We start from the raw sequence: 14,855 nt of genomic DNA, 5'->3' as shown, positions 1-14,855 counted from the left end.
ATCTAATCGAAGCAAGTAAGCAAGCCAGCCAAGCATCAAAATTATAGCCAGCTAAGCATCAACACTAGAAAGGGAGGTGAGCGCCGGTCATGTATCTGAAAAGGATCGAACTCGCCGGATTCAAATCTTTCGCCGACAAAACCGAAATGGAATTCGTCCGCGGCATCACCGCGGTCGTCGGCCCTAACGGAAGCGGGAAGAGTAATATCTCTGACGGTATTCGCTGGGTATTGGGTGAACAAAGCGCGAAAAGCCTGCGCGGCGGAAAGATGGAAGATATCATTTTTGCCGGAAGCGATGCGCGCAAAGCCGTCAACTATGGCGAAGTGTCGCTGACGCTCGATAATACGGACCACGTGTTGGCGCTGGATTTTTCCGAAGTAACGGTTACCAGACGCGTTCATCGCAGCGGAGACAGCGAGTATCTGATCAACCGTCAGCCTTGCCGTTTGAAGGATATCACGGAGTTATTCATGGATACGGGCATCGGTAAAGAGGCCTACTCGATCATCGGGCAAGGTCGGATCGAGGAAATTCTGAGTACCCGTTCGGAAGATCGCCGCGGTATTTTCGAAGAAGCGTCAGGCATCGTTAAATATAAATCGCGTAAAAAGGAAGCGAACCGCAAGCTGGCCGATACGGAGCAGAATTTGCTGCGTATTCATGATCTGGTCACGGAGCTGGAAGATCAGATCGGCCCGCTGAAAGCGCAAGCCGAGAAAGCGCGTCGTTATAAGGAATTGAAGGAAGAACTGAAAGACAAGGAAATTTCTTTGTTCGTGTACCAAATCGGCGAGATTCACGAGGCTTGGACAGCTGCGTCGGAAAAGCTGGCGGCGCTTGAACGGCAGCGTGAACGGCTAGCCGCTATTGTAGACGAGCATGATCGGACGCTTGAAAGCGACCGTCAGGCCCTTCGGGCGGTAGAGAATGAAATCGAAGAGCTTCAGGGACGTCTGCTTCGTTACAGCGAACTGTCCGAAAAGTCGGAGGGCTACGCTCAACTGCTGGAAGAGCGCCGCCGCAATCTGGAGCAATCGCGCGAGCAGTTGAAAGAAGCGATCGAGAATGAAGGCGAACGTTTCGATCAGCGCAAGCAGGAAAGCTTGTTTGTCCAAAACAAGCTGGATGCGGCGCGATTGGAACTGACCCATTTGCAGACCGAACTGTCGGCTGAACAAGCCAAGTTGACGGGGGTGACGGAAGGCATCAGCCATGAACAAGAAGAGACGCTAAAAGGCGAACTGCTTGAGCTGATGAACAAAATGGCGCAGACTCGCAACGAAATCCGATATGCCGATCAGCAAAAGGAAGGCGTCATGCGGCGAATGAACCGCGTGGACGAAGAATCCGGACGTTGGGAAGCCGAGAAGAAACGCCTTGAACAGGAGCATGCGGAGCGTAAAGCTGCATTGGATCAGGCTTCCGAGGATATTACTGCACTGCGCCGCTCGTATATCGAAGAAAGCGAGAAGCTGCATACGCTGCAAAAAACGGCGTCCGACAGCTCGGCTTCGGCCCGGAAGTGGGAACAAAAGCGCGAAGCGCTCGTTTCCAGACGCGATACGATGCAAGAAATGCAGGAAGACTTCGAAGGCTTTATGGTCGGCGTCAAAGAAGTATTGAAGGCATCAAGAAATCACCAACTCGAAGGCGTGCACGGCGCGGTCGCGGAATTAATCACGGTGCCGCAAAAGGTAGAGACGGCGATCGAAACGGCGCTGGGTGCTTCGCTTCAACATGTTGTCATGGAAAATGAAGCCGTATCGCGCAAGGCGATCGGCTATCTGAAACAGCGGCAGCTCGGTCGCGCGACCTTCCTGCCCTTGGACGTGATTCGGCCTCGGCATATGTCCGAGAGCGACAAACGTGCCGCATCCGGTGCGCAAGGCTTTGTCGGGATCGGCGCCGAACTGGTGGAAGCCGACGCGCGTTATGCCGATATCGTAGGGAGCCTGCTCGGCGGCCTGGTCGTTGCCGAAACGTTGGAAGATGCGAACGGTATCGCTTCGCGTTTGAACTATCGCTACCGCGTGGTGACGCTGGAGGGCGACGTGGTCAATGCCGGCGGTTCGATGACCGGCGGCAGCCAGAATCGACGCGGCGGCAGTTTGCTGGGGCGCAAGCGCGCTTTGGAACAGTTGGAGCGAGAGATCAAGGAAAGCGAACGCGAGATTGCGCGTCTTTCGCGCGAAGAACGTGAAAATGGCGAACTGGCCGTTGCCAGCGAGCAGCGTTTGACGGAGCTTCGCGAGCGCGGCGATTCCTTGCGTGCGCAGCAACAGCAGCTGGACGGCGAATTGAAACAGACGGAACACGGCCTGCGTCATGTCAACGAGCAATTCGCGCTGCACGGCGAAGAACGCTCGGGTTATCACGAAGAGCTGGAAAGTGCCGGAGAAAGTCGGAAAAAAGCGGAAGAAAAGCTTAAAGAGCTGGAAGCGGAAGAAGCCGCGACAAGACAAGCTATCGGAGCAGCCGAATTTGCGCGCAAAGCAAGCGAATCCGCCAAAGAGGAGCTTCAGGACCATCTGACTGAACTTCGCGTGCGCGAAAGCCGTCTTGTTCAGGAGACGGCTTCGCTTGAAGAGCGCTTAAGTCGTCTGGGTGAAGAAACGGGAACGGTGTCCAACCAACTAGCCGACCGACGGAAGATGCTGCGCGGAGCGGAAGCGGAATTGGCGGCGAACCGGAAGGACGCGGAAAATCACGTGCGCGAACTTCAAGAAGCCAAGGACCTGAAAAGCGTGACGCAGGAACGTCTCGAGGAAAAGCGAGGCGAACGTGCGGAACGCCAGCGCAAGCTGGAAGAACGCGAAGGCGAGACGCACAAGCAGCGCAGCGAGTTGAAGGCGGCCGAGGAAAATATCCGGCATACCGAAATCCAGGCGACCCGTCTGGACGTGGAGTTGGAGAATACGCTGCAAAAGCTCACCGAGGAATATGGAATCGGCTACGAATTGGCGAGGCAGCGTTACGAGTTGCCGGAAGATCCGGAATCGGCGCGTCTTGATGTTCGCGAAATCAAACGCAAGATTACCTTGCTCGGCGAAGTGAATCTGGGCGCCATCGAAGAATACGATCGCGTCAGCGAGCGTTACACCTTCCTGGACGAGCAGAAAAATGATCTGATGGAAGCGAAGGCCAAGCTGTATCTGGTCATCCGCGAGATGGACGAGGAGATGTCCAAGCGCTTCAAAACGACGTTTGATGCGATTCGCAGACAGTTTGGCACGGTCTTTTCCAAGCTGTTCGGCGGCGGACGCGCAGATCTGGTACTGATCGATCCGGAAAACCTGCTGGAGACCGGAATCGATATCGTGGCCCAGCCTCCGGGTAAAAAGCTGCAAAATCTGCAACTGCTCTCCGGCGGCGAACGCGCATTGACGGCAATGGCTTTGTTGTTCGCGATTCTGCACGTGAAGCCTGTTCCGTTCTGCGTGCTCGACGAAGTGGAAGCGGCGCTGGATGAGGCCAACGTGGTGCGCTTCGCCCAATATTTGCGGGAATTTGCAGAGCAGACACAGTTTATCGTTGTAACGCACCGCAAAGGCACGATGGAAGAAGCCGACGTCCTGTATGGCGTGACCATGGAAGAAGGCGGCGTATCCAAACTGGTATCCGTGCGTTTGGAAGATGAGGAAGTCGGGATTGCCTGACGTTTCATATACGATTGGAGGACGGGAAGCATGAGTTTTTTTCGTAAATTAAAAGAAAGCATCGCAGGCAAAACGGACGCGGTGACCAAGCAGTTTAAAGACGGTCTGGAAAAAACGCGCAAAGGCTTCGTCGAGCACGTATCCAACCTTATGGTTCGCAGACGCAAGATCGACGAAGAGTTTTACGAAGAGTTGGAAGAGATTCTGATCGGTGCGGACGTCGGCGTCAATACCGTAATGGGATTGATCGACGAACTGCGTGCGGAAGTGAAAAAGCGCCGCTTGAGCGATGCCAGCGAACTGCGTCCGGTTCTGTCCGAGAAGCTGGTTGAATTGCTGCGCGGCGAACAGGACAACTCGCTTAATATGAGCCAGGAAGGACCGACGGTTATCTTGTTCGTTGGCGTCAACGGCGTAGGCAAGACGACAACGATCGGCAAGTTGGCGCACAAGTTTAAAAGCGAAGGCAAAAAGGTACTGCTTGCCGCAGGCGATACGTTCCGTGCGGGCGCGATTGAGCAGCTCGAAGTATGGGGCACGCGGACAGGCGTCGAAGTCATCAAGCAAAGCCCGGGTTCCGACCCGGCAGCCGTGATGTACGATGCGGTACAGGCTGCCAAGCAGCGCAATGCGGATATCCTGATCTGCGATACGGCAGGCCGTCTGCAAAATAAGAGTAATCTGATGGACGAGCTGAACAAAATCTTCCGGGTTATCCAGCGTGAAATTCCGGGCGCGCCGCACGAAGTATTGATGGTGCTGGATGCGACGACCGGACAGAACGCGCTCAGCCAAGCCAAACTATTCGGCGAGAAAAGCGGCGTAACCGGCCTCGTGCTGACCAAGCTCGACGGTACGGCTAAAGGCGGTATCGTCGTGGCGATCCGCCAAGAGCTGAACATTCCCGTTAAACTGGTCGGTTTGGGCGAGAAAATGGAAGACCTGCAAGAATTCGATTCGGAGCAGTTCGTACATGCCTTGTTCGCTGGTCTGATCGAGGAGGAACTGATTGAGGGCGAAGAAGGCGAATCTGATTCGTCCGAGCAATAAAAAAAGATAATCCTGATACGGGCCGCGCGAACCTGATTTCGAACGCGGCCTATGCAGCAAGACAGGCGACCTGACGGCGGAGCTTTATTCCGATCGCGCAGTTTGCCTGTTTTTTTTATGTAAACAAAAAAATGTCCGAAATTCCTCCTGAAAAGATGACGTTTGTAATTGGTAAAGCGCCGTCCGAACGTTTATAATGAAATCAATTGTTGTGAAAACGGACAGGTTTTGCAGAAACAATTGGAAAACAGATCTGAATGAAGAAAGAGAGGGATGGCCATATGGCTAACACGCATACGTATTCCCGTCGGGAAGAGGTTGCCAACGCGGTCACGCACGGAATCGGAGCCGCACTGAGCGTTGCTGCACTTGTGCTGCTGATCGTTTTTGCCAGCTTGAAAGGAAATGCCTGGCATGTCGTCAGCTTCACCGTGTACGGCGTAACGATGCTTCTTCTATATATGAGTTCAACGTTGGTGCACAGCTTCAGGGAAGGCAAAGTGAAAGATTTCTTCGAGTTCATGGACCATTCCTCGATTTATTTGTATATTGCAGGCACGTACACGCCGTTCATGCTGACGGCGATCCGCGGACCGCTCGGCTGGACCTTGTTCGGAATCGTCTGGGCGATCGCAATCGGAGGCGTCGCGTTCAAAGCCTTTTTCGTCAAAAAGTTTCTGTTCATGTCGACTCTATTCTATATCCTGATGGGCTGGCTGATCGTACTCGCGTGGGGCGCGCTGACTCAAGCCATCCCGGCCGAAGGCATCCACCTGCTCGTCGCGGGCGGCCTCATGTACACCGTAGGAACGATCTTCTACGTCTGGCGAGGTTTCCCTCACCATCACGCCGTCTGGCATCTGTTCGTCCTTGCAGGCAGCATCCTTCATTTCTTCTGCATCCTGATGTATTTGCTGCCTTGAAGCTTAATTCTCTAAAAAGTTACGTGTACGCGGGAAGACAGAAGACTGCGAGAGAAATTGCCAGCATAGGCTTCCGAAGTGCATTTCTTCGAAATGCTTCAGGTCGCGTGTTGAAATCGGGAAAATGGATTGAAAATTTTATTTGTATTTTCCCGATTTCAAAGGCGAACATTCCATTCCTTCACTGAATTTCTCTCTCCGCCTTCTTTCTTCCAGTTACGCTAGACTTCTTTGCAAGTTCAGAAGCCGGGACAATTCCCCGGCTTCTTTTTTTTACCTTCCTCCCATTTGCAAATGGTGGCTGGGCGGAGGGGGAGTTCGTGTAGTACAGGCTTTTCGAAGAAAAGGCACTTCGGGAGCATATGCTGTGAAGCGCTCGCCTTTGTTTTGAGAAATCACCTTATAACCTATAATAAAATTTCTCAAAAACAACACGCGACCGAAACGAATTCCCCCGCAGCCCCACGCACAAACATCCACCGTGTGCACGCCTTAGAATTGTTACCGTTTACAAATATCCGTCTCTGCGCTATGCTGAGTATTAGGATTGTGACTGGTCGTGCAGGCAAAACCTGATTGCTACCGCGTGCCCTTTTGGGGGATGCGGCGGTAATCAGGTTTTTTTCGTAAAGGGCCCTTACGAGAAAATGCGATTCCGAGCGGTCGAAAGATCAATCAGAGAGGGTGCTGACGTAATGAACAGAGGGAAATGGGTAAAAACATTGTTAGCGTTGAATCTGAGTGCAATGCTGGTAGCCGGTGGCTGCGTGCAAGCATTTGCGGCAGATGCAGGAGTAACTTCGGCGGGGCTAAAGACGCTCACGCCGCAGCAGCAAACTCAATTGAAACAAAGTCAAGCCAGAACGGTCATCACAAACGACGGCGAAGTGGATGATATGAACTCCATGCTGCGTTTTCTTTTATATTCGAACGAGATGGACTTGGCGGGGATTGTACTAACCAGCTCGGTCTATCATTATTCAGGCGATCCGGCCAAAAACATTGAGCCTTACCGCTGGACGGGAACAAAATGGCTGACGGATATGATCAATGCTTACGAGCAGGCGTATCCGAATCTGATCAAGCAGGCGAACGGATATCCGACGCCGGAGTATGTGCGCAGCGTAACCAAAATCGGCAATATCACGGACAAAGGCGAGATGGAACAGGTTACGGAAGGTTCCGAATTCCTGAAAGAACTTTTCCTGGACAATGATTCGCGCGACCTGTATGTACAGACATGGGGCGGTACGAATACTACGGCACGTGCACTGAAGTCTATTGAAGAACAATACAAAGGCACGGCGGAATGGGCAGACATCCAAAAGAAAATCAACGACAAACTCGTCCTCTACATCATTTTGGATCAGGATGACAGTTATAACGACTATATTGCCAAGAGTTGGCCGAATATTCGCATCGTCAACGATCAATTTAACTTCTGGCACTTCGCTTACGCTTGGAAGTATCATACTGAAGCGGTGAACGACAAACTTCACGGCATGTGGAATCTCGAAAATATCCAAAAAGACCACGGCCCGCTGCTTGAGCTGTACGCGCTGATGGGCGATGGGAAAATGATCGACGGCGAGTTGGCGGAAGAACAGCGCGGGAGCGAGGAATATCTGGCTGCAAACCCTCAGTACGATCGATATGATTTCATTTCCGAAGGCGATTCGCCATCTTTCTTCTATCTGATCGATAACGGACTGCGCAGCATGGAAGATCCGAGCTACGGAGGTTGGGGAGGGCGTTTCGGTAAAGCGGGCGACCAGCTGTATCGCAACAATGTGCTTGACTATGATGTATACACGCAACGTTATGAAGCCGAGTTTACGTTGATGCGCTGGTTTGACGATATTCAGAGCGATTTTGCGGCAAGAGCGGATTGGGCGGTCGCAACGGATTATTCGCAGGCGAACCATAATCCCGTACTGAGCGTCAAAGAAGGACTGGATATTAGTGCTTCTCCGGGCCAATACCTGATTCTGCATGCCGTCGGCAGCGATCCGGATGGCGACAAATTGACTTATCGGTGGTGGCGTTACCATGAAGCCGATACGTACAACGATTCTCCGGTCGAGCCGTTAGAAGCGGTCAAAGAGATGGCCGGCGACTTGCAGCTTGGCTTGCATCGCGAGAAAGCGGAGGGTGAACATCGCAATACGATCGGGATGCGCGGCGCGGATACCGATACGGTTAAGTTCCGTGTTCCGACCGATGCTAAATCCGGGGATACTATTCACATAATTGCAGAGGTCACGGACGATGGAACGCATAATCTGAAGCACTACCAACGAGTCATTATTACCGTGAAATAACAGGCTGGATCAGGAGGAAAACAAATTTTGATTCATGAAAGAAGATGTTAAGCAAAAGCGCTTGACATCTTCTTTTCTTTTCGGTATGATAGGGAACGTTGATTGGTGTGTAAAGTGTTTTCCCTTGACGAGAGGAGTGTTCCGGATGAGTCAAGAAAATCGTCTGGAGAAGACGAATCGAATCAACCTGCTGTTCGCTTTTTACGAGCAGTTGCTGACAGAGAAACAGCAAACTTTCCTCAAGTATTACTTCCACGATGATTTCTCGCTGGGCGAGATTGCCGCGGAATTCGAAATCAGCCGCCAGGCGGTGTATGAACATATCAAGCGTGCCGAGCAGACGCTGGAGAATTATGAAGCGAAGCTCGAACTGTTGCAGCGACATGATCGTCGCATGCAGGAGATTCGCGAACTGGGGACCTTGGCTAATGACGAAAAGTTGCCGGAGCAAGTGCGAAGCCAACTCGAAATTATTGCGCAAAAGCTTCAGGCTCTGGAGTAGCGGTTACGCCGTTTTACGAATTCGATAATGGATCGGCTTTCGGTATATAATAGAGAGAATAGATACGGAAGCGGGGTGAACATATGGCATTCGAAGGATTAACAACGAGATTGCAGAACGTCTTCGGCAAGCTTCGCGGTAAAGGAAAGATTTCCGAGGACGACGTTAACGACGCGATGCGCGAAGTGCGACTGGCCCTGTTGGAAGCCGACGTCAACTTTAAAGTTGTCAAAGACTTCATCGCTAAGGTGAAGGAAAAGGCACTTGGAAAAGAAGTGACGGAGAGCTTCACGCCGGGCATGGTGATCATCGACATCGTAAATAAAGAATTAACGGAGCTGATGGGCGGTACGCAGTCGAAGCTCAATAAAAACAATCGGCCGCCGACCGTGATTATGATGGCGGGCTTGCAAGGTGCGGGTAAAACAACTACAACCGGCAAGTTGGCGAAAATGCTTCAAAAGCAAGGAAGCCGTCCGTTGCTCGTCGCAGGCGATATTTATCGTCCGGCGGCGATCAAGCAGCTTCAAGTGCTTGGCGAGCAACTGAGCGTGCCGGTCTTCTCGCTTGGCGATCAAGTGAGTCCGGTAGAGATTGCCCGCCAAGGCTTGCAAGAAGCCAAGGATAAGGGTCACGATTACGTGATCATCGACACCGCCGGCCGACTGCACATCGACGAACAGTTGATGGAAGAATTGAAGCAGATTCATACGGAAACCAAGCCGGATGAAGTGCTGCTGGTCGTCGATGCGATGACAGGTCAGGACGCGGTAAACGTTGCGGCGAGCTTCAACGAGCAGTTGTCGTTGACCGGCGTGGTGCTGACCAAGCTTGACGGCGATACTCGCGGCGGTGCTGCGTTATCCGTCAAGGCGGTAACAGGCTGTCCGATCAAGTTTATCTCACTTGGCGAGAAATTGGACGCGCTGGAGCCGTTCCACCCGGAACGCATGGCTTCGCGGATTCTCGGCATGGGTGACATGCTGTCGCTGATCGAGAAAGCGCAGTCCGGCATCGACGAGAAGAAGGCGAAGGAAATGGAGCGCAAAATGCGCAACGCGGAATTCACTTTCGACGATTTTCTGGAGCAGATGGAGCAGGTCAAGCAACTTGGACCGCTTGATCAGATCATGGATATGATCCCGGGCATGAACAAAATGAAGCAAAAGAGTGACCTGAAGGTCGATGACAAACAGGTCGGTCGAATCGAAGCAATCGTGCATTCCATGACGAGTGCGGAGAAGCAGTCGCCGGACATCATCAATTACAGTCGTCGCAAGCGGATCGCGACAGGCAGCGGTACGTCGCTGGCCGAAGTCAACCGTTTGATCAAGCAGTTCGACGAGATGAAAAAGATGATGAAGCAGCTTTCGGGCATGATGGATCCGAAGGGCGGCAAAAACAAAGCGATGAAGCAAATGCAAAAAATGAGCAAAGGCATGAGGTTCCCGTTCCGTTAAACGGAAAAGGAGCATTATATAGGCTGAACAGCCGCCGCGGTTTTTCGAAGCCGTTTATTTCTTGAAGGAGGTGATTTTCTTGGCAACTCGTATTCGTCTTAAGCGCATGGGTGCGCATAAAGCACCTTTCTATCGTATCGTGGTATCGGACTCCCGTTCCCCGCGTGATGGACGCTTCATCGAAGAAATTGGTTACTACAATCCGGTCGCTGAACCGCAAGTAGTGAGCATTAACGAAGAAAAAGCTTTGGCTTGGCTGCAAACAGGCGCGCAAGCGTCCGATACTGTTCGCAACCTGCTGAGCAAAGCCGGAATCATGAAGAAATTCCATGAATCCAAACTGCAAAAATAAGACAGTGACTCGGAGGGGTTGACATGGAACAGTTAGTAGCGGTTATCGCAAAAGCTCTGGTCGATCACCCGGAAGACGTTAAGGTCCGTACGATAGAGAAAGAGTCCTTGGTAGTTTACGAGCTCTCTGTGCATCCGGATGATATCGGTAAGATCATCGGAAAGCAGGGACGTATCGCCAAGGCGCTGCGTACGGTCGTAACGTCGGCAGCAGTCAAACTGGACAAGCGGGTTACCGTGGATATCCAGTCTTAAAAGGGAAAGCTTGGCTTTCCGGTCTTAAAGATATACGAAAAGGGGTTAGGAGGTTATCTTCCTAGCCCCTTTTCGTACATTATCAAGACTGTTATCGTATATCTATAGATGAAGAAATAGCACCTTTAGCGCTGACAAGTTACTAGAATCGAAAGGATCGAATACAAATGACAAATTCAAATACTCAACAGGATTTCCTAAGTGTAGGTAAAGTAGCAAACACCCATGGAGTACGCGGCGAGCTGAAAGTTTTTCCGTTTACCGATTTTCCCGAGCTTCGTTTTGCGCAAGGGAAAGAATTGCTGCTGATCTCGCCGGAGGACGGCAAAGCTTTGAAAGTCAAAGTCGTTTCCGCGCGCGAGCAAAAGACCGTTTATATCGTGAAGCTGGAAGGCTACGACAACATCAATCAGGTCGAGAAGTATAAAGGCTGGGAAATTAAGGTGCCGAAAGAAGAAGCCGTAGCAGCAGAGGATAACGCTTACTACTTCCACGAAATCATCGGTTGCACCGTACTAAGCGAAGAAGGCGAAGAACTAGGAATCATTACCGATATCCTGACGCCGGGTGCCAACGATGTCTGGGTCGTGAAGCGTAAAGGCGGCAAGGAGCTGCTGATTCCGTTTATCGAATCGGTTGTGAAAGAAGTAAATGTTGCAGAGAAAAAAGTACGTATCGAGGTTATGGAAGGACTGCTGGACTAATGAGTGCACGGATGCGGATTGATGTGCTCACTTTATTTCCGGAAATGTTCGATGGCGTATTCGGTACGAGTATTTTGGGAAAAGCAAGGGATAAAGGCATCGTGGAGTTGTCTGCCGTAAACTTTCGTCAGTACTCGACCAGCAAACACGGGCAGGTTGACGATACGCCGTACGGCGGAGGGGGAGGCATGGTGCTCAAGCCGGAACCGATTTTTGCCGCTGTAGAGGACCTGCTGCGCAAACGCGAGATCGAAGGCGGGATTGTCGCGGCCGAACTTCCTGCAAACGAATCACTTTCGCGTCCGCGCATCGTTTTGCTGTGTCCGCAAGGCGAGACGTTCACGCAGAAAAAAGCGGAGGAGTTTGCCAAAGAGGACCATCTGATCTTCATCTGCGGACATTATGAAGGTTATGATGAACGGATTCGCGACGGTCTGGTAACCGACGAGATCTCGATCGGCGATTATGTATTGACCGGCGGCGAGCTGCCTGCCATGGTGATGATCGACAGTACCGTTCGTTTGCTTCCGGGCGTGTTGGGCAATGAAAATAGCGCCGTGACGGATTCGTTCAGTACAGGACTGCTGGAGTATCCTCACTATACCCGTCCAACGGAGTTTCGGGGGATGAAAGTGCCGGATATTCTGTTGTCGGGCCATCATGCGAACATCGAAGCTTGGCGTAGAAGGGAGTCGCTTCGCCGTACGCTTCAGCGCCGTCCGGAGCTTCTGGAGCGAATAACGCTGACCAAACAAGAGTTGAAGTGGCTCGAAGAATTGAAGCGGGAAGAGTCAGCTCTGCACGAGTAGCAGATCGCCTACTTTTAAAAGTTCTAGATGAAGATAAATGAATATACCCCCTACGGAATCGTCCAAAAAGACGGATCATCGTAGGGGTATTTGCTTTGGAATCATCGCTTCACCAAGCATCGAATCGTGCAAGAAGATAGAGATTGCAGATGTTCTTATCGTTTTTTGGCCGAAGATGGTAAACTGGAAAGTAGATGGAGCTGGATGATTAAATGACATTAGGTTAAGGAAACAGGAGGATTAAAGGATGCGCAGAATCGATTGGAGAAAGGTACTGCCCGTATTGGCGGTCTTATTGTTGATGTTGACGCCGATCTTGTCGGTATCCGCTTCAAGCCCGCAGCGAAGCGGCATCGTCACGGATGAAGCAGGGTTGTTTACGGACAGTCAGATCAGGCAATTGGAAAACGAGCTGTCCGGCGGAAAATATACGGTCTACGTGCTGACGGAGAGCGGGATGAGCGAGAGTGAAGCAGCGCGTTTGTCCGCACAGACCTACGATGCCTGGGGATTGGGGTCGAATGAGCTGCTGCTCTTGATCGTGACGGACCCGAACTTGGTTTATTTAGAGTTGAAAAATTCCGCTTTGGGCAACGCTCAACGTATTATCGACCGTGCGTTCGTTCCCGCGGCGCAAGACGACGGACCGGCAGCGGGCGCTTTGGCCGTCGGCGAGTACGTCAACGGTGCGGGAGGCGCTTCCTCGGGCTCCGGCGGTCCGGGGGGACTGTTGGCCGGAGGGACTTGGCTGTATGCGATTCTGGCGCTCGCCGTGCTTGGCATCGGTGCTTACGTGCTGTTCAGCATGTTCCAGTCGGGCTCCAAGGTGAAAAAGCGTGCAGGAGAGCTTCGCGATCGGCAGAAGGCGACATCTGCCGTGGTGGACGGCATTATGGTATCCGAACTTTTCCGCGAAGTAGAAATGGGCTTTGTTCAGGGAGAGACGTTAAAAGAAGCGGAGGGAATCAGCCGCGAAGCGGTAGAGCTGCATCAGAGCGCGGAGTCGCTGTCTACGCGCCTTGCCGCATTCCGTCCGGGAACCTTTGCCTCGCGCGCCCAAAGAAAAGAACTGGATACGTTAACCGGCGAGGTTCAGGGTTGGGAAAATCGGGTGACGGCTTTGAACGAACGCTTCGAGCAAGTATCCGCCAGCTTCGCTGAAGTTCGCCGCAGAGTCAAGGAAGGCAAAGAAGTGGAGCGGGAAACGCGGGAAGCGCTGGAAAAACTGAAGGCGGATACCGGGTATCCCTTGACGACTCTGCAAAGGGAACTGGATGAGGCGGCGGCGCTGCTCGCGAAAGCAGACAGTTTGGATGAATTCGATGTGATGCAGGCATCTGCGCCGGCTGAACAGTCGTTGTCGCGTCTCAATGAAATCTCGGGCTATGTGGAATCGCTGAGCAGTTTGGCTTCGGAGGCCGCGCAATGGCCCGGAAAGATCGTTCAGACGGAACGGGAGCTGCGCCCCGTCACGGAGCGTGAAGGGCTACTGCTGACCGAGGAAGATCCATTCCGCGTTCTTAGCGAAGCGGGAGCGGAGACGCAGCGCTTGAACGAGTTGATTCAGGCAGGAGATGTTCCGGCAGCCAAGCAATCGGCCGAACGAATCGCTTCCCATATTGCGGAGGCAAAGGACATCGTGAAACGTCGTTTGGAGAGTCGAAGCACGTCGGCCGAGTCGCTCGAGGACGCGCAAAGCCTGCTGCGTGAAATCGAAGGGTTTGCGCCTCGTTACGAGCAGGAGTTAAATGAGTTGAGAGGTCGTTACGCCGAGTCTCATTTAGGCACCCAGCGGGGACGTCGCGAGGAAATCGATCGGGCGGAAGAGGAAATTCGCCGTTTGCTGCCGGAGATTCGTTCGGCTCTCAATCCGCAAGTGCAGTATTACAAAGCCGCCCGGGAAAAAAGCGATCGCGTGGACGAGCTGGCAGCCCGGTCGCGCGAACGGATGCGCGAAGCTTTGGGATATGCGGACGAGCTGGATGCGCAGCAGCGCGCTTCGCAGCAGCGTTTCGAAGGGGCTCGCAGCATTTTCCGTCAAGCCGGATCGACTTACCGGGCCATGGGCGTGCATATGCCGGAGTACGACCGGGCGCTTCAAGCGGCAGAAAGCGAAGGAGAGACTGTGGCCGGAGCGTTGAAAAGCGAGCCGATCGATTTGCTTCGCGCAGAACCGCTGCTGGCGGCGTACGAACGGAATGCTTCCGATTTTGCGCAGCATATACGGGATTTGCAGGAACGCCGCGATCAGGCAATGCGGCAGTTGGAGCAGCTAAGCGGCGACTTTACGGGGCGTGAGCAGACGTATCGACGTTACCTGCGCACGAATTCTTATGCAGGCCGTTACGGCGGGTTCGAAACCGAAGCACGCCGTCTGATTGCGGCAGGACGCTTCGAAGATGCACTGGCGCAAGCCGCTTTCGGGCGTCAGGTGCTTGAAGAGATGGAGCGCGATTATCGGCGTGCCGTTCAACGGGCCAACAATAACAACCGCGGAGGCGGAGGCTTCGGAGGCGGATTCGGCGGGCCTGGCGGCGGAAGCCGTCCCGGAGGAGGACGTTCATCCGGCGGCTCCAGCTGGGGCGGCGGGGGACGGTCCGGCGGGTCTTCTTCGTGGGGCAAAGGAGGGGGCGGAGGCCGCTCTTCGGGTTCTTCGAAATGGTAAGACTTTTTCTTTTGATTTATTTTTAGATAACGTATTGCCTTTTTACATGACTTCATGATAAAATCAATCCGTTGTGTAATCTTGCGGTCCTCTGCGAATGATGAGGCGGAATTATTTTCCGAAGAAGACGTACGAACGCATGAGTGGAAGGAGGAA

General features: G+C 52.8%; 11 protein-coding genes. All 11 read left to right on the top strand.

Annotated elements, in window-relative coordinates:
- Positions 1 to 89: 89 nt before the first annotated feature.
- The 11 genes from smc to SACSAC_RS00605 all read left to right on the top strand — a co-directional run bounded on the left by smc (position 90) and on the right by SACSAC_RS00605 (position 14,699).
- Positions 90 to 3,659, top strand: a complete 3,570-nt coding sequence (smc, locus tag SACSAC_RS00655) for a chromosome segregation protein SMC (protein ID WP_037282452.1) — start codon at positions 90 to 92, stop codon at positions 3,657 to 3,659.
- 30 nt (positions 3,660 to 3,689) lie between these two features.
- A complete protein-coding gene (gene ftsY, locus SACSAC_RS00650) occupies positions 3,690 to 4,709 on the top strand; it encodes a signal recognition particle-docking protein FtsY (protein WP_037282451.1) in 1,020 nt (339 codons plus the stop codon).
- A gap of 281 nt (positions 4,710 to 4,990) precedes the next feature.
- Complete coding sequence (gene trhA, locus SACSAC_RS00645; protein ID WP_037282448.1) at positions 4,991 to 5,632, top strand: PAQR family membrane homeostasis protein TrhA; 642 nt, start codon at positions 4,991 to 4,993, stop codon at positions 5,630 to 5,632.
- A gap of 695 nt (positions 5,633 to 6,327) precedes the next feature.
- Positions 6,328 to 7,953 (top strand): DUF1593 domain-containing protein, encoded by a 1,626-nt coding sequence (locus SACSAC_RS00640; protein ID WP_037282445.1) that lies wholly within the window; start codon positions 6,328 to 6,330, stop codon positions 7,951 to 7,953.
- A gap of 145 nt (positions 7,954 to 8,098) precedes the next feature.
- Positions 8,099 to 8,455 carry a YlxM family DNA-binding protein gene (gene ylxM, locus SACSAC_RS00635; protein ID WP_037282442.1) on the top strand — a complete coding sequence of 119 codons (357 nt, stop codon included), beginning with the start codon at positions 8,099 to 8,101 and terminating at the stop codon, positions 8,453 to 8,455.
- A gap of 83 nt (positions 8,456 to 8,538) precedes the next feature.
- The gene (gene ffh, locus SACSAC_RS00630; protein ID WP_037282438.1) at positions 8,539 to 9,915 is read left to right on the top strand and encodes a signal recognition particle protein; all 1,377 of its coding nucleotides are present in this window, start codon (positions 8,539 to 8,541) and stop codon (positions 9,913 to 9,915) included.
- A gap of 79 nt (positions 9,916 to 9,994) precedes the next feature.
- A complete protein-coding gene (gene rpsP, locus SACSAC_RS00625) occupies positions 9,995 to 10,267 on the top strand; it encodes a 30S ribosomal protein S16 (RefSeq protein WP_037282436.1) in 273 nt (90 codons plus the stop codon).
- 23 nt (positions 10,268 to 10,290) lie between these two features.
- The gene (locus tag SACSAC_RS00620; protein ID WP_037282434.1) at positions 10,291 to 10,521 is read left to right on the top strand and encodes a KH domain-containing protein; all 231 of its coding nucleotides are present in this window, start codon (positions 10,291 to 10,293) and stop codon (positions 10,519 to 10,521) included.
- A gap of 167 nt (positions 10,522 to 10,688) precedes the next feature.
- Complete coding sequence (gene rimM, locus SACSAC_RS00615; protein WP_037282432.1) at positions 10,689 to 11,225, top strand: ribosome maturation factor RimM; 537 nt, start codon at positions 10,689 to 10,691, stop codon at positions 11,223 to 11,225.
- Between the two features lie 11 nt (positions 11,226 to 11,236).
- Entirely contained in the window at positions 11,237 to 12,034 is a 798-nt protein-coding gene (trmD, locus tag SACSAC_RS00610; RefSeq protein WP_037291678.1) for a tRNA (guanosine(37)-N1)-methyltransferase TrmD, read from the top strand.
- 247 nt (positions 12,035 to 12,281) lie between these two features.
- Positions 12,282 to 14,699: a TPM domain-containing protein gene (locus SACSAC_RS00605; RefSeq protein WP_037282430.1), complete on the top strand. Its 2,418-nt coding sequence runs from the start codon at positions 12,282 to 12,284 to the stop codon at positions 14,697 to 14,699.
- Positions 14,700 to 14,855: the final 156 nt, after the last annotated feature.

It is taken from the genome of Saccharibacillus sacchari DSM 19268 (genome assembly GCF_000585395.1).
Lineage (GTDB): Bacteria > Bacillota > Bacilli > Paenibacillales > Paenibacillaceae > Saccharibacillus > Saccharibacillus sacchari.
Note: the sequence above shows the minus strand (reverse complement) of the source record. Positions and strands in the feature narration are given on the sequence as shown.